Origin of the sequence: Cellulophaga sp. BC115SP, assembly GCF_009905545.1 — a bacterium.
Taxonomy (GTDB): domain Bacteria; phylum Bacteroidota; class Bacteroidia; order Cytophagales; family Spirosomataceae; genus Flectobacillus; species Flectobacillus rivi.
Map to the genome: position 1 here is coordinate 166,074 of NZ_JAAALB010000010.1, position 16,926 is coordinate 182,999.

Annotated in this window: 12 protein-coding genes; 9 read left to right on the plus strand and 3 right to left on the minus strand. The window is 36.6% G+C overall.

The genetic code is table 11. The annotated features are described in order from the left end of the window. Window positions 1–36 precede the first annotated feature (36 nt). Together mfd and gldJ are read left to right on the plus strand one after the other, a co-directional pair. Window positions 37–3,402, plus strand: a complete 3,366-nt coding sequence (gene mfd, locus GVN22_RS10510) for a transcription-repair coupling factor (RefSeq protein ID WP_166550979.1) — start codon at window positions 37–39, stop codon at window positions 3,400–3,402. A gap of 154 nt (window positions 3,403–3,556) precedes the next feature. Next, a complete protein-coding gene (gene gldJ / locus GVN22_RS10515; protein WP_166550980.1) occupies window positions 3,557–4,801 on the plus strand; it encodes a gliding motility lipoprotein GldJ in 1,245 nt (414 codons plus the stop codon). A gap of 50 nt (window positions 4,802–4,851) precedes the next feature. On the opposite strand, the gene GVN22_RS10520 is transcribed toward gldJ, so the two are convergent. Then, window positions 4,852–5,535, minus strand: coding sequence for a ComF family protein (locus tag GVN22_RS10520; RefSeq protein WP_166550981.1), 684 nt, complete (start codon window positions 5,533–5,535; stop codon window positions 4,852–4,854). A gap of 111 nt (window positions 5,536–5,646) precedes the next feature. On the opposite strand from GVN22_RS10520, the gene GVN22_RS10525 reads away from it, so the two are divergent. Together GVN22_RS10525 and GVN22_RS10530 are read left to right on the plus strand one after the other, a co-directional pair. Continuing rightward, a complete protein-coding gene (locus tag GVN22_RS10525) occupies window positions 5,647–5,994 on the plus strand; it encodes a carboxymuconolactone decarboxylase family protein (RefSeq protein WP_370520409.1) in 348 nt (115 codons plus the stop codon). Window positions 5,995–6,041: 47 nt separating this feature from the next. Beyond that, complete coding sequence (locus GVN22_RS10530; protein WP_095163539.1) at window positions 6,042–6,398, plus strand: hypothetical protein; 357 nt, start codon at window positions 6,042–6,044, stop codon at window positions 6,396–6,398. Between the two features lie 74 nt (window positions 6,399–6,472). Here the strand turns inward: GVN22_RS10530 and GVN22_RS10535 are convergent, their stop codons facing one another. Continuing rightward, entirely contained in the window at window positions 6,473–7,924 is a 1,452-nt protein-coding gene (locus tag GVN22_RS10535) for an SGNH/GDSL hydrolase family protein (protein ID WP_166550982.1), read from the minus strand. Window positions 7,925–8,296: 372 nt separating this feature from the next. On the opposite strand from GVN22_RS10535, the gene GVN22_RS10540 reads away from it, so the two are divergent. Then, the gene (locus GVN22_RS10540) at window positions 8,297–9,058 is read left to right on the plus strand and encodes an exodeoxyribonuclease III (protein WP_166550983.1); all 762 of its coding nucleotides are present in this window, start codon (window positions 8,297–8,299) and stop codon (window positions 9,056–9,058) included. A 133-nt stretch (window positions 9,059–9,191) separates the two neighbouring features. Further along, the gene (locus GVN22_RS10545) at window positions 9,192–12,536 is read left to right on the plus strand and encodes a DUF4175 family protein (protein WP_205690851.1); all 3,345 of its coding nucleotides are present in this window, start codon (window positions 9,192–9,194) and stop codon (window positions 12,534–12,536) included. 30 nt (window positions 12,537–12,566) lie between these two features. On the opposite strand, the gene GVN22_RS10550 is transcribed toward GVN22_RS10545, so the two are convergent. Beyond that, window positions 12,567–13,817, minus strand: coding sequence for an OmpA family protein (locus tag GVN22_RS10550; RefSeq protein ID WP_166550984.1), 1,251 nt, complete (start codon window positions 13,815–13,817; stop codon window positions 12,567–12,569). A gap of 190 nt (window positions 13,818–14,007) precedes the next feature. Here GVN22_RS10550 and ybeY point away from each other — a divergent pair, with 190 nt between their 5' ends. From ybeY to mnmG, 3 genes are read left to right on the plus strand one after another with little or no spacing between them, the layout of a single operon-like run. Then, a complete protein-coding gene (ybeY, locus tag GVN22_RS10555) occupies window positions 14,008–14,439 on the plus strand; it encodes an rRNA maturation RNase YbeY (RefSeq protein WP_166550985.1) in 432 nt (143 codons plus the stop codon). A gap of 55 nt (window positions 14,440–14,494) precedes the next feature. Continuing rightward, window positions 14,495–14,992 carry a hypothetical protein gene (locus GVN22_RS10560; RefSeq protein WP_166550986.1) on the plus strand — a complete coding sequence of 166 codons (498 nt, stop codon included), beginning with the start codon at window positions 14,495–14,497 and terminating at the stop codon, window positions 14,990–14,992. Between the two features lies 1 nt (window position 14,993). Further along, complete coding sequence (gene mnmG / locus GVN22_RS10565) at window positions 14,994–16,856, plus strand: tRNA uridine-5-carboxymethylaminomethyl(34) synthesis enzyme MnmG (protein WP_166550987.1); 1,863 nt, start codon at window positions 14,994–14,996, stop codon at window positions 16,854–16,856. Window positions 16,857–16,926 lie beyond the last annotated feature (70 nt).

Below are 16,926 nucleotides of genomic sequence, written 5' to 3' on the forward strand. Positions count from 1 at the left end.
CCTTACAGCAAATACATACCCTAGCTTTTTTCAACCATGCTTGTTAAAGATTTCCTGAAGCTCTACCGTGAAGATGGCGTTGTGCAGACTATTTCGGAGCAAACTAAAAACCGAGAAAAGTACCCTCATATTCAATTAAAAGGGCTTTCTGGTAGTCTTGATGCCGTTATTGCTTCGGCAATACACCAACTGAACCCTAAACAAGACCATTTATTTATTCTTGAAGACCGTGAAGAAGCGGCGTATTTTCTCAACGACCTCCAAAGTCTCTTGGGCGAAGAAGTTCCTATGCTTTTTCCAATGTCCTACAAAAAGGCCTATCAATACCAAGATATTGACAATGCCAACGTGTTGATGAGAGCAGAAGTATTGAGTAAAATCAACAATAATACCAATACAGGGCAAATCATTGTTTCGTATCCTGAAGCACTTTTCGAGAAAGTTATCAACAAGCGTTCCTTGATGAAAAATACGCTTACAGTGTCTTTGAACGAGCAGTTGGATACAAACTTTTTGGCAGAAATTTTACTAAGCTATGACTTCGAAAAAACTGATTTTGTGTACGAAGCAGGGCAGTTTTCTATTCGAGGAGGTATTGTAGATGTTTTTAGTTTTTCGAACGAACTCCCTTATCGTATTGACTTATTTGGCAACGAAGTTGAAAGCATCCGTACCTTCGACCCAGATTCACAACTTTCGATTGAATCCGTTTCTAAAATCAATATTATTCCTGATGTTCAAACCAAACTCATTCAGGAAACTCGCGAACCATTTTTTCAATTTTTATCGCCCGATACACGCCTTTGGTTTAAGGATGTTGAACATGCCTTAGAAATTGTGGAAAAATGCTTTGAAAAAGTGGAGCAAAGTCTTCAAGAAATCTTAGCAAAAAGTGGAGGAATTCAAGTTGTATCTGACCCTAATCAACTGTTTGAAAGTCGCCGTAGTTTTTTACAGTTAGTCAAAGGATTTGGCTCTATTGAATTTGGAAGAAGGTTTTATTTTAAAGAAAAAACCGAAAAACTGACCTATCAAGCCAAATCTCAACCTTCGTTCAACAAAGACTTCAAGCGCTTGGCAGACAATCTTCGAGAATATCAGAGTTTTTATTTTACCAATATCATCACATCCGAATCGCAACGTCAATTAGAGCGCCTGACCACGATTTTTGAAGAAATCGACTCCAATGTGCGTTTTCAACCTATAACCATTGGACTTCGAGAAGGATTTATTGATGAACAAAACAAAATTGTTTGTTACACCGACCATCAGATATTTGATAGGTTTCATCGTTTCAAAGAAAAAAGCAAGTATTCAAAATCTAAAGCCCTTACGCTCAAAGAGCTTCGTACCTTACAAGTGGGTGATTATGTAACCCATGTCGATTACGGGATAGGACGTTTTGCTGGTCTTGACAAAGTAACAGTGGGTGAGTCTGAACAAGAAGCCATTCGTTTGATTTTTAGAGACAACGATGTATTGATGGTATCTATCCACTCTTTGCACAAAATTTCAAAATTTTCGGGTAAAGAAGGTGGACCTCCAACGATGTCTAAATTAGGTTCGCCTGAATGGGAAAATAAGAAATCCCGTATCAAAAAACAGGTTCAGGATATTGCCAAGGAGCTTATTGCCCTTTACGCCCAACGTCGTTTGGCTCAAGGATATGCTTTTTCGAGAGATAGCTTCCTTCAAGCCGAATTGGAATCTTCGTTTATCTATGAAGATACCCCAGATCAAGCAAAAGCTACGGCCGATGTAAAAGCTGATATGGAAAAACCAAACCCTATGGATAGGCTAGTTTGTGGTGATGTGGGTTTTGGAAAAACTGAAGTGGCTATTCGTGCGGCATTCAAAGCTGTTGCAGACTCCAAACAAGTGGCTATTTTGGTACCAACTACTGTTTTGGCCATGCAACATTTCCGTACCTTCCGTGACCGTTTAGAGAATTTCCCTTGTCGTGTTGAATATATCAACCGTTTTAAGTCAACACAACAAATCAAAGAAACCCTAAAACGTGTAGCCAATGGCGAAACTGATATTTTGATTGGTACTCACCGAATTGTGAATAAAGATGTTTCTTTCAAAAATTTAGGCTTAATGATTATTGATGAGGAGCAAAAATTTGGGGTAAAAGTCAAAGACCGCCTCAAAGAAATGCGTGTCAATATCGACGTCCTAACACTTACTGCAACGCCTATTCCACGTACGCTACACTTCTCGTTGATGGGCGCAAGGGATTTATCGGTAATTGCAACTCCTCCACCAAATCGACAACCCGTAACTACCGAATTACACGTACTAAGTGATCAGTTGATTCGTGATGCTGTGAGTTATGAGTTAAAACGTGGTGGACAAGTATATTTTGTTCATAATCGTGTTGCGGAACTTGAAAGTATTGGAAACTCAATTCTCAGAATGGTTCCTGATGCCAAAATTGGTATCGCACACGGACAAATGGATGGTGACAAACTCGAAAAAGTAATGATGAACTTTATCGAAGGTCATTATGATGTGTTAGTTTCTACGAATATTATCGAGTCAGGTATTGATATTCCAAATGCCAACACGATTATCATCAATCACGCCAACCATTTTGGACTTTCTGATTTGCACCAAATGCGAGGTAGGGTAGGGCGTTCGAACAAAAAAGCTTTTTGTTATTTGCTAACACCAGCACTTTCTCTCTTAACTACAGATGCTCGTAAGCGCTTAAGTTCTTTGGAAGAATTCTCTGATTTGGGAGATGGATTCAAAGTGGCTATGCGAGATTTGGATATTCGTGGCGCAGGTAATTTACTCGGTGCTGAACAAAGTGGCTTTATCAATGATTTGGGATACGAAATGTATCATAAAATTCTCGATGAAGCAGTTCAAGAACTGAAAGAAAATGAATTTAGAGCCTTATTTGAAAATGATTTGGCTGAATCTGCCAACAAATTAAAAGTAGATTGTCAAATAGAGACAGATATGCACGTACTCATTCCAGAAAATTACGTAACCTCTATTTCCGAAAGATTATCGCTTTATACCCAACTAGATGATATGAAATCGGAAGAAGATTTAGTGAATTTTCAAAGGGCTATCAATGATCGTTTTGGACCAATTCCTCCAGAAGTGAAAGATATGATAGAAATCGTAAGAGTTAGATGGAAAGCAGAAGTTTTAGGAATTGAAAAAATTATGCTAAAAAATAATAACCTGCGTTGTTTCTTCGTTTCCTCACAGAACGAAAGGTATTATAAATCAAGTGTTTTTGGCAAGATTCTTGATTATGTGAAAGTCAACCCGAAAAAATGTTCGCTCAAAGAAGCGAAAGGGCGATTAATCCTTAGCTTTGATAAAGTCACTTCTATTGACGAACTTCAAACAATTCTGACCGACATATACTCTCGAGGATAGCTTTTAGGAGGTATTTTCCTAAACATCGTTCAAAAGCGCAAACAAATTGGGTCGCTTCAGCGCTTTTTATACCAAAAACACTAATTTTGTGTTTAATCAATAACTCGATTTTAGTATTAAATATTTATACAACGACAATCCAAGTATTTAAGAAATGAAGTTGTCTATCAAATCAGTAGCTGTTTTATTCATGGGTTTAGCCCTTGTGAGCAGTTGCAAAAGCAAAAAGCCGAATAGTGTTAAGTTAGGTAAAAACAGTACTGCTACTGGTATTACCTACAACAAAAAAGGAGGATTCCAAGTTGATAAAAAATTCAAAGGTCAGCCTACTGGTCCTAACCTCGTGTTTATCGAAGGTGGACGCTTTACGATGGGAGCTCTTGAAGAAGATGTTATCAACACACGTGACAACTTGGAAAGAACCGTTTCTGTTCAATCATTCTACATGGATGAAACAGAAATTGCCAACGTTCACTACCTCGAATATCTCAACGCCATTCAAAAAGACTCTTCACAAGAGTTTTATGAGTCTGCTCTTCCAGATACATTGGTTTGGAAAGACGAGTTAGCGTTCAACGACTCTTATGTTGAGCAATATCTTCGTTATCCAGGTTTCCGTATGTATCCTTTGGTGGGTGTTTCTTGGACTCAAGCAACAGACTACTGTACTTGGCGTACTGCGGCGGTTAATAATGACTTAGCCATGAAAAACCAAAAAGGTAAGAAGTCAACCACAAAGAGAAAAGGAAAAGCTGCTGGAGCTGAAGTGAAAGCTGCACCTGCATTCTCTGCTGGTCAACGCCTTCCAATCGAATCAGGAATTGTATTGCCTGCTTACCGTCTTCCAACAGAAGCGGAGTGGGAATACGCTGCTAAAGCCATGATTGGAACTCAATATGAAGATGAAAACCAAGTAAATCAACGTATTTACCCTTGGGATGGTCCTTCAATGCGTTTATCAAGAGGTAAACACAAAGGAGATATGTTGGCCAACTTCAAACGTGGTCGTGGTGACTATGCTGGTATTGCTGGTAAGAGTAACGATAAAGCGATTATTACAACTGAAGTTTATGAATATCCTGCAAATGACTTTGGTTTGTACCAAATGGCAGGTAACGTAAACGAATGGGTATATGACTTATATCGTCCACTTTCTTACGAAGATATGAACGACTTGAACCCTATTCGTAGAAATGATTTCATGGATAATGCGAAAAACTACGATAGAAAAAATAACAATTCGTTAATTGATAACCGTTCTCGTGTTTACAAAGGTGGTTCTTGGGCTGACGTAGCTTACTGGTTAGCACCAGGTACTCGTAGATATCTAGATCAAGACTCTTCGACATCGACTATCGGATTTAGATGTGCCATGATTCGCGCTGGTACCAACAAATAAGATTTTCTATTTTTAAAAAGGGCTTAAAATTTCGATTTTAAGCCCTTTTTTTATTGTTCAGCACATGCAAGTACCATAATTGAGATTTCTTTCGGATTTACAGCCTTTATGACCTCAAAACAAGATTCTATTGTTGCTCCAGTAGTCAGCGTATCGTCAACAATCACAATTCTTTTATTTTCAAGCATTTCTGGTGCTATTACTTCAAATAACTTCTCAACATTTTCAAATCGCTCCATACGTTTTTTTCTTACTTGTGATTCTGTGGCTCGTACGCGTTGAACAGCATTTTCCAAAACAATACCACCCAAACTTTCTGCCAAACCATCCGCAATGCAAGTCGCTTGATTGTAACCACGCTCCAATTGTCGTTTTTGATGTAGTGGAATTGGAATATATACATCAAAAGTGTTTTCTAAACCTGTTTCTTTGAGTTCAGCCCCAAACCATCTTCCAAGCATTTGCCCTAACTCTTGATTTCCTCCATATTTTATGGCATGCATGATATGTTGAACGTTACTTGCTTTTTTGAATTTGAGGTACGCAAATTGATATTGAGGCATGATTCTACCTGCAAAACGATTTTCCAAAACATGATAAAGTCCTTTATGTGAGTCTGTTTTGGGTAAATCAAACAAGCAGTCGGTACAAAGATGTTTTTCTTGGGATACTAGTGGCTCGTTACAAGCAACACATACGTCTGGGAAGAGCAATTGTAGAAATGCTTTGAACATGTTAGGTGTCATCAGTGTTGAGTATTAGGTGTAATAGACTTTGCGCTTTTTATTAGTAAATTAGCGTTCTTTTAAATGAATTAACGATTTTTTTCAGAAACAAACAATAGCATTATGAGCTTAGTCACAGAATTTAACGACTACAGAGCTAAAATGAACGAAAAAATTTTAGCTGGTGATAATAAAGTAATCAAACGTATTTTCAATCTAGATACCAATACTTACGCTGAGGGCGCTTTATCAGAAAAAACCAAAGAGATGATGGGCTTGGCTTGCTCTATGGTTTTGCGTTGCGATGATTGTGTCAAATATCATTTGGGCAAATGCTTCGAATTGGGTGTAACTGATGCCGAAGTACAAGAAATTTTCTCAGTGGCTACCCTAATTGGCGGTACAATCGTTGTACCTCACTTACGCCGTGCTGTTGAGTATTGGGAAGCTTTACAACAAGAACAATAATCAGAAATACGGTTTTGACCTCAATAAAGCCGTATTTTCTCAAAACCATGGATATAGAATTAGAAAACCTATCTCAGGAATGGGATATTCTTTTAGATAAACTCGAAAGAATGATGGAAAAACGTCCTTCTGATCTTAATTCAGTACTTTTTTTAATCGGGGTACAAGAGCTAGGAAAAGGACATCGTTTTTTTACCAAAGAAGAAAAACAAGACTTGATGCATATTGCTATTTGCAAGGTGCTTAGTTTTTCTGGGATATACGAACTAGAAGGTACCGACCAAGATGGCTGGCCACATTGGAAACTGGTTCAACCTTTGCCTTTTGTGAATCTATTGGAACAAGAAAAGCTCTTAAAGGCTCATGTAATTGAGTATTTCGAAAAAGAAGTTTTTAATAGTTAAATCAGCGTAAACTTAAAATGGCACAAAACGATAAGATTTTACCGTTTTGTGCCATTTTAGTTTTTATTGAATACTTATTCTTTGCCGACAAACTTACTATATGCTTGCAGATTAATCTGAGGAATAGAGGCATTGTAGGTTTGATTTATCGCTTTTATTACCTCATTGGCGATGACTGCCTGACCAATAGCTGTAGGATAAATACCATCTGCTGAAAAGAAGTTTCCTCGTGTTCCACCGTCGATTTTAAAACCATCTGCTGAAACATATTGGTTGATGTGGATTTGATGATAAATTTTCTCCAAATCTACTAATGCCAATCCTTTTTCTTTTGCCAATGTCTTAATTCTATCATTATATAGTTTTATAAACTGGGTATTGTTGTTCAATATTTGTGTATTCAAGAAGGTAGAAGTAGGCAAAATAGTAAACACATCATCTCCCTTTTTAAGACTTCTAAACAAATTATCTACCGTTTGACTTGGGATAAACAACATATCGGTTGAATTACCATTGATAGAAATATTTTTTGCTTTAGTTTTTAAATCCTCCAAGGTGTACCAATTAAAATATGCTAAATCGGTGATAATTGGCCATGTAAATACAACACCTTTCTCTGCTTTTGCCTTTTCATACAACAGTTCAATTGTTTTTTCTAATATTTTGGGACCATTCGTGTACCTTTCATACCCATAAGAACTGAGAGCATTTCCATTATTTTTAATGAGTGATAGCAACATATCACTATCATCTTCCAATAGATAAAAGTTAATGGGTTGCTTTAATATTTGTTCTCTTAATGATACTGATTTATCGTCAATCCCATCGGGTAAGATGCGACTAGCAAAAACACCACCAATACTCCATCTGTTTCCTAGTAAATCAAGTGTTTCGGTATTGACCACTCTGCCTGCGATGGTAAGTCCACCATTTTCAGGTAAACCGTAGTTTTGAGCCAAATTTCCTTGATATTTTGTTAATGCTGGAGGCGTACCAGCTTTTACCGTTGCTATATTATTTTTTACTTCCTTCCAAGTAGGATAGGAGGAACCATCATTGATAAGCTCTAAATACCCTGTTCCATTTACTTCCGTACCAGAAAATAAAGGGCTTTGAAAATTACTCATTCCCATTTGCCATGCTACAAGATTTGGAAACGCTGTCATTTGTCCAACTCTATACAATCCACCATTGCGGACGCCAGCCGTCAATCCGCCACCCATCGCAATCATGTTTAGCTTTTCTCCATTATTGATAATAGAGCCCAGGTTAGGAGTATTATTTCCTTGAAAAAAGGCAGAAATATCTAAACTAGCAGTAGCAGAACTTTCGCCTTTGATAAAGTAAGATTTATCAGAAAAAGGATACAATGGAGGTAATAAAGTCTCATTACCTGTCATACTAGGAGGATTGACTACAGGAGGTGTCGTTGGCTGAACCTCGACTTGCGGAGGTAATACTTCGGATGAACAACTTACTAATAGAACTGTAGTACATAATTGTAGTAACTTAACTATCTGTTTCATAATCATTAGTTTAAGATGTAAATACTTATTTTGTGACTACCTCAATAGTCACTCTTTATGGCATTCAATTTGAAAGACAGGAAAGATTGGTCATGTAATTGGGAAGAAAAGCATTTTCTACATTGGGTAATTATCTAGGATGTAGCCAAGAGTCGTTAGAAAAGCATCTCAGATACAAATGTATACAAAATAGCAATCCTCAGTTTATTTATTGCATCCTTCTAATGTAATTAAATTTCAGTCTTCTTTTTCCTCCCAAAAACTATCATCTTTCCTGTATAGAATATTGAGGCTTTGCCATGATTTAAGGTTATCTTTGAGATAAAATGTTTGTTAAAACAGCATATTCAACAACAATATCCTTTTTGTTTTATGAAAATCATTACCTACAATGTCAACGGTATTCGTTCGGCTATTTCCAAAGGCTTTATTGAGTGGCTTCAGGCTGCCAATCCAGATATGATTTGCTTGCAAGAATTAAAAGCAGAAGAGCATCAAATAGAAAAGCAACTTTTAACAGATTTGGGGTATCATTTGTATTGGTATTCTGCACAAAAAAAAGGCTATTCGGGTGTAGCAATCTTCACTAAAGTCTTACCAAAGCATGTAGAATATGGCTGTGGAATAGAAGCCTACGACAACGAGGGACGTGTACTTCGTACTGATTTTGAGGATTTTTCGTTAATGTCAGTATATATGCCATCAGGTTCGAGTGGCGACGAGCGTCAAGGATTCAAGTTTCAATGGATGAATGATTTCCAAGAGTATATCAATGATTTGAAGGTACAAATTCCCAATCTTATTGTTTCGGGAGATTATAATATTTGTCATCAACCTATAGATATCCACAATCCTAAATCCAATGCTAATAGTTCTGGTTTTTTGCCTGAAGAACGTGAGTGGATGGGACAATTTTTGGAAAGTGGATTTATTGATACATTCCGTCATTTCAATCCTGAGCCTCATCATTACACTTGGTGGAGCTTTAGGGCAGGAGCGAGGGCCAAGAACTTGGGCTGGCGTATCGATTATAATTGCGCTACTTTACCCTTGAAAGACCGACTAACACGTGCCTATATATTACCCGAAGCCAAACATTCAGACCACTGTCCGTCTGTTGTGGAATTAGATTAATAATTCTCCACAGGAAGTTATCCACATTGTATAAATTTGTGGATAACTTCCTGTGGAATTCGCGACTATTTCCATTTCAGCATGATTATTGGACTCGTAATGGTCATATAATCCGCAAAATGATTTTATTACTATGACAAATTCTCCTATTGCCGCACTTTCGTTACGCATTGAAGAATATAAACGAAAGTTTTATCTAAACCGATTAGTCAAAGGATCTATCTTCTCTTTGGCTGTTATTTTGTCTGCCTATCTGGTATTCAACACATTAGAATATTTTGGACACTTTGGCTCATTTTTCCGTGGAATACTTTTCTTCGGATTTATTCTAGCTTTTGGGTTATCCACATTCTTTTGGGTTATCAAGCCTTTATTGTTTCTTTATGGAAACAGAAAACCTCTAAGTGACGAAATAGCCGCTGACCAAATTGGCAAATTCTTTCCAGAAGTTTCGGATAAATTGCTCAATACACTCCAACTTTCAAAAGCGTTGAGCCATGAGCAAAATGAATTGTTAATGGCATCCATTGCTCAGAAATCTCAGCAATTGGCTATTATTCGCTTTGCCGATGCCATTAAGATTGACCACAACAAAAGATACCTCAAATATATGGCAGTACCTGCTGTGGTAATTTTTGGGTTATTATTGATTTATCCTGCCTTCTTTTCAAAAAGTACTGAACGTATTGTCAACTTCAAAAACGAATATCAAGAAGAAGCTCCTTTTAGCTTTGAATTAGGAAACAAAAATCTAAAAGCTTTTAAAAACGAAGACTTTACCGTAAATCTTGCTCTTCGTGGCAATACGATTCCTGATGCGGTTTATGTATTAGTTAATGATAGAAAAATGAAAATGGAGGCTATAGATAGTCGTCACTACTCATTTACGTTTTCTAAGTTGCAAGACAATACAGATTTTACGTTCGAGGCAGCTGGCTTTAAATCAGGTAACTATGAGATAGAAGTTGTTAATAAACCAACCCTTGGCTTCTTCGATGTAACACTACATTATCCTGCTTATTTGAACAAACCTGATGAGCAACTACAAAATATGGGTAATATCACAGTACCCGAAGGCACACTTATCGACTGGAACTTTACTGTGACTGATACAGACTCTATCGTATTTTCTTTTGACGGAGATAAAAAGCGATATTTTGCGGAGAAGAAAATGCTAGGTGGGGGATATGACTTCAGATTGAAAGCAACTCGTTCGAGCGCTTATCAGGTATCGCTCAAAAACCAATATTCTAGTTCAAACCAAGGAATTGATTTTAACCTAAATGTTATTCCTGACAAATATCCACAAATCAGTCTTGAACAATACAAAGATTCCACGCTTTATAACTATATGGTTTTAGGTGGAAGTATAGCTGATGATTACGGATTAAGCCGTTTAGCTGTATTTTATAAAATTTTGCGCGATGGAAAGCCTAATAATGGCAATTATCGCAATTTCAATATTCCTGTAAACAAAACGCAATCAATCCAAGGATTTTATCAACAATGGGCTATGGATAGCCTAAAATTGAATCCTTCGGACAAAGTTGAGTACTATGTTCAAGTTTGGGATAATGATGGCGTAAATGGGCCAAAATCAACGCGTTCGCAATTATTGAACTATACCATTCCAAGTAAAAATGACATTAATAAAGAAATTGATAACTCTATCGATAAAACTGAGGCTCAATTAGATAAAACGCTCGAAAAAGCTCAAAAGCTTCGCAAAGAATTAGCAGCGCTAGAAAATCGCTTGAAAAATAAGAAAGACCTAGATTTTCAAGATAAAAAACTCATTGAAGAGATTGCTAAGAAAAAAGAAGATTTGATGAATGAAATCAAAAAGCTTCAAGAGCAAAATCAAAATCTAACAGATAAACAACAAAGATTCAATGAGCAAAAACCTGAAATGCAACAGAAAATGGAAGCATTGCAGAAAATGATGAATCAATTGATGGATCCTGAGACGCAAAAGCTTTACGAAGAATTGAAAAAAATGTTAGAGAAAAATCCAGAAGATAATCATATCAATGATCAGATGGATAAACTTCGAAACAAAGAGCGTAATACTGAAAAGGAGCTAGAGCGTATGCAAAACCTTTTTAAGAAACTTCAGGTAGAGCAGAAACTCGACAAAGCTATCAAAGAACTTGAAAAGCAAGCTGAGAAACAGGAAAATCTAGCGGAGAAAAACGAGGAGCTTAGCAAAAAGCCTCAAAGTCAAGATAAGTCGCAGCAAACAGAAGATTTGAAAAAAGAGCAAGAAAAGCTTAGTAAAGAGTTTGACGATGTTAAAAAAGACTTGAAAGATGCTGATAAGCTTAACAATGAAGTCAAAAATTCAGATCCGCTTGAATTAGATAAACAACAGCAAGAGGATATTTCGGATGACCAGAAAGATGCTCAGCAGAAAATGGATAAGGGCGATAATAAGTCTGCCGCTGGTAAACAAAAGAAAGCAGCGAAGAACATGAAGAATATGGCTCAAAAGCTTGCACAGATGAAACAACAAGCTGAGATGAAAGAGAATGAGGAAAACATAGAAACATTACGTGAAATCTTAGAAAACCTTGTAAAACTCTCTTTTGACCAAGAACAGCTCATGAAAGACTTTAGAGGCATTATGCCTTCTGACCCTCGATTTGTGAAATTATCGCAAGAACAGATCAAGCTTCAGGATGATGCTAAAGTTATCGAAGATAGCTTATACACCCTTTCGAAACGAGTATTACAAATTGAAACATTTGTAACAAGAGAAATGGGCAATATGAAAACTTATATGGGCGATGCCGTTAAACTCATTAAGGATCGTAAAATGGCAATGACTGCCTCGAAACAACAGTTTGCCATGACATCGATGAACAATTTAGCTCTTTTGTTATCTGACGTTCAAAAACAAATGCAACAAAACCAGCAAATGATGATGGCTGGTTCTGGAAGTGGGAAAGGTAAAAACAAAGGAAATCAAAAAGGAATGGGGCAGAGTCAGAAAGATTTGAATCAGAAAATGCAACAAACCCTGCAAAAAGGTTCTCAAAGCAAAGGTGGTATGTCTGAGGATTTAGCTAAACTAGCCCGCGAGCAAGCTCAAATCAGAAAGATGTTGCAGGATATGATGGATAATCAAAAAGGTACAGAGGTTGGGAAAAAGCTAGGAGATGAAGTAAAAGACCTTTTGAAGAAAATGGAAGAAACTGAAACTGATCTAGTCAATAAACGTCTAAATCCTGATTTAATAAAACGTCAACAAGAACTTCTAACTCGTTTGCTCGAATCTGAAAAAGCTTTGAAAGAACAAGAGGAAGACCAAAAACGTAAAGCAGAAACAGCTAAAAACTACGAAAGAAAGGTTCCTCCACAATTTCAACAATATGTAAAGGATAAGCAAAAACAAACGGAATTGCTCAAAACAGTTCCTCCAAACCTGAATCCTTATTACAAGCAACAAGTAGATTACTACTTCAAAAAGATTCAATAAAGGAAAAGGCCAGCGTTTGCTGGCCTTTTTTTATTCTACAAACTTTATTTCAACTCTTCGATTCACGGCTCGTTCACTTTCACTTCCTACCTTCACCAATGGCTTGGTACCTCCATATCCTTTTGTGTTGATTCTTGTAGAACTTACTCCGTATTTTACCAAGTAATCTCTACAAGTATTTACACGCTCAATGGATAGTTTGAAATTATCATCCGCATCTCCAGATATGTCAGTGTGTCCTTCTAATAAGATTTTTAGCTGTTTATTTTTCAAAAGAATCATCACCAATTCATCCAATTCTTGATATGAGGTAGTTTGTAACTCTGAGAGTCCCAACTTAAATAAGATTTTTTCTAGTCTTATACTTTCCTTTTTAGTGGCTGCTTCAAGGATTTCTTTCTCCCTTTTTTCATTAATGATAATCCTAGGCTTTTTATTTTCCTTGGCGTCACAGCCTGCAATATCTGTTACAATCCCAAATCTGATTGTATCTACCTTTACTACTTTGGGTCTATACTCACCATCCTTGAATACCGTAATTCCATCTCTCATGACAAACATTGAGGTATTTTGCTGCTTATCATTGGTAAACTCATACCAGTCATTTACAGTAATTGCATTGAAAAAGCCTTCCATCGTTTTTGTTTCATACAAATACGGGCTTTCATTCGCCACTACCTTGTAGCTAATGTTTTTCTTATTTTCTTTGATAAGGATTTCAGATTTTTCATTCACATAAAAATTACATCCTTCTGCACAGGTTATCTTATTCCCTCCATCTATTTTCTCTTTTGAACTCCAAATCACTTCCACATCATTCAATCTTAAATCTATTCTGACCAAATATTTCATGGTAGTCGTGGCAAAATAGATGCGTCCAAGCCCGTCTGTTCCTCCCGAAATCCATCCTCCATCATTGTGTGAGGGTAATTTCCATTTTGTGTATTTACCTGTTTTAGAGGAAGGACTAAATTCATACACTGGTAAGGACACATTTTTGTCGGCTTCCACTGCCAGAATTTTATTGTTAAATGTTTTAGCGATAGCATTACAACGAAAGGGTAGGAGGGCTGTCATTTCTACTCGATCTTGATTTTGGTCTTGCGTACCCAAAGACAAAATCACGCCAGGAAGCGTAACTGCATAAATAATCTTATCACAGTTATTAGGTAATGGTGTGCCTATTACTTGCTCATCTCTCCTGAGATTATCTTTCTGTGCTTCAGAAACACATACCTGAGTAAATAGCAATAAAATGACTAGCGATAGATGGCGTTTCATAAATTTTAAAACTACTTTTTCTAAAAAACTAAGATACAAAGTATCGTTCTAATTGTTTGATTTTCACTACGTCGAATTTATGTAGTATCTTTGTAGGCTTTTGCATCAAAGCTCATACCAAACCGCTTTTACAAACAGCAAATCTTTTGCCTCTCAATTATTAAGATATCCAAGGTAAATATTTATCGATATGATTACATTCTTTAATGAGGACATCTCATTCAATTTGAAACATAAAGTAAAGACCAAATCGTGGTTGAAAAAAGTAGCTGAATTAGAGGGATTTAGGATGGGTAATCTCAACTATATCTTTTGCTCAGACAACTATCTTCACCAAATAAATGTTGAGTACTTAGACCACGACACCTTAACTGACATTATCACCTTCGATAATTCAGAAGAAGAGGAAACCATCGAAGGGGACATCTTTGTAAGTGTGGAACGTGTTGAAGACAACGCCAAAGATTTGAACGTGCAGTTCGACGATGAGATACTTAGAGTACTGGCGCATGGGCTTCTTCACCTTTGTGGTTATGATGACCATACTGATGAAGAAGAGGCAGAGATGAGAGTAATTGAATCAAAGTATATTCAACTTTTCCGAACAGACTTTGCCAAATAAGTAGTTTTGAAAAAAGTCTCCACGTGGAACATTTGCAAAAAATCACAACTTTCACATGCACCTAAAAGAAACTCAAAAGCATATCAAAAAGAGATTATCAATTGGTTTAAGGCGATTTGTAAAAGGAGAATCAATAGATCTTAGCAACTACCAAAACAATGAAATATTGCGGTATATTATCCTAAGCAGAACTGATTTTAGAGAATATTTACAAAATCAGTTTATTGAAGGGATGAGTTGGGATAACTATTGTATAGATTGGGAAATCGATCATATAGTACCTACTAGTATGTTTAATATGCTTGATAAAGCTGAATTAAGCATGTGTTGGCATTTTTTAAACTTAATGCCGATGCTTAGTAAGGATAATGAGATAAAAGCAAATTCTACATACTTTGCAAAAATTGAATTAGAAAAAAGGAGAAAATATTTACCAACCAATCCTATAATACAGTCATTGTACGATAAAATAATATCAGAAGATGATATACATAGTAAATACCAATATGATTTAGATTTTTTAAAATTTTATAGTAAAATAAATTATATATAAGATGCACAGTAACTATGACATAATAGTAGTTGGAGCTGGACACGCAGGGTGCGAAGCTGCACACGCTGCCGCAACTATGGGTTCTAAAGTGCTACTAATTACCATGAATATGAATACGATTGCTCAAATGTCATGTAACCCAGCCATGGGTGGCGTGGCAAAAGGACAAATCGTAAGAGAGGTAGATGCACTTGGTGGTATGTCAGGAATTATTTCTGATAAAACCATGATTCAATTTAGAATGTTGAATCGCTCAAAAGGTCCTGCTATGTGGTCGCCACGTTGCCAGTCAGACCGTATGCGATTCGCAGAAGAATGGAGATTAGCTCTTGAAAGAAACCTAAATATAGATTTTTGGCAAGAGATGGTTTCAGGATTAATAGTGGAAAATAACCAAGTAGTTGGTGTAAAGACACAACTTGGGATAGAATTCCGAGCAAAATCTGTCGTACTAACTAATGGAACATTCTTGAATGGATTAATTCATATTGGTGAAAAAAACTTTGGAGGTGGCAGAACAGCTGAAGGAAAAGCAACAGGAATTACCGAGCAATTGGTGGAACTTGGTTTTGAAGCTGGTAGAATGAAAACAGGAACTCCTCCAAGAGTAGATGCGCGCAGTTTGGATTTTTCTAAAATGGAAGAACAAAAAGGAGACGAAAATCCTGCTAAATTTTCCTATTTAGACACAGAACCATTAAAAGAGCAAAGAAGCTGTTGGATTACCTATACTAATCAAGAAGTTCATGATGTCTTAAAAACAGGTTTTGAAAAATCTCCTATGTTTGCTGGACGTATCAAAGGACTTGGTCCAAGATATTGCCCATCAGTAGAAGATAAGATTAACCGCTTTGCAGAAAAAGAACGTCATCAAATTTTTGTGGAACCAGAAGGTTGGAATACTGTGGAGGTTTATGTGAATGGTTTCTCAACTTCATTACCAGAAGACGTACAATATGCAGCCTTGAAAAAAATTCCAGGTTTTGAGAATGTAAGAATGTTCCGTCCAGGCTATGCGATTGAGTATGATTATTTCCCACCAACACAGCTAAAACAAACTTTAGAGACAAAATTGATTAGTAATTTATTCTTTGCTGGTCAAATCAATGGAACTACTGGTTATGAAGAAGCAGCGTGTCAAGGCTTGATGGCAGGTATCAATGCTCACCAAAAAGCACATGATAAAGAGGATTTTGTATTATCACGCTCAGAAGCATACATTGGTGTACTTATCGATGACCTTATCAACAAAGGTACCGAAGAGCCGTACCGCATGTTTACGTCAAGAGCTGAATACAGAACTTTACTTCGTCAAGATAATGCAGATATTCGATTAACAGAAAGAGGATATAATATTGGATTAGCTTCAGATGAACGTTTACAAAAAGTTAAAGCAAAAAAAGAAACAACTGCTCAACTCGTAAATGAATTAAAACATAAGAAAGTAAAACCAGCCGAGGTTAACGAAAAACTAGAAGCCATCGGAACAGCTCCGCTCAAAGAGGGTACTTCTTTGCTGAATCTCCTGAGACGTCCAAATGTAACGCTTGCAGAAATTAAAAACTTAAGTGAGGAGATTTCTGAATATTTAGATCAATATACAGAAGAGACATTGGAACAAGCTGAAATCAATATCAAATACGAAAGCTATATTGAGAAGGAACAGCAAATGGTTGATAAAATGCAAAAACTAGAAGATTTGGCAATCCCATCAGATTTTGATTATGGCAGACTTTCAGCTATTTCGATTGAAGGTAGACAAAAGCTTAGTAAAATCAGACCAGCGACTATCGGACAAGCATCCAGAATTAGTGGTGTTTCTGCTTCAGATATTTCTGTACTCATGGTATTCATGGGAAGATAAGTTGTAGATGCTAGCGAAACGCTTGTACTGATTGATATAATTTGAATAATACAATTAACAAAAGCCACTG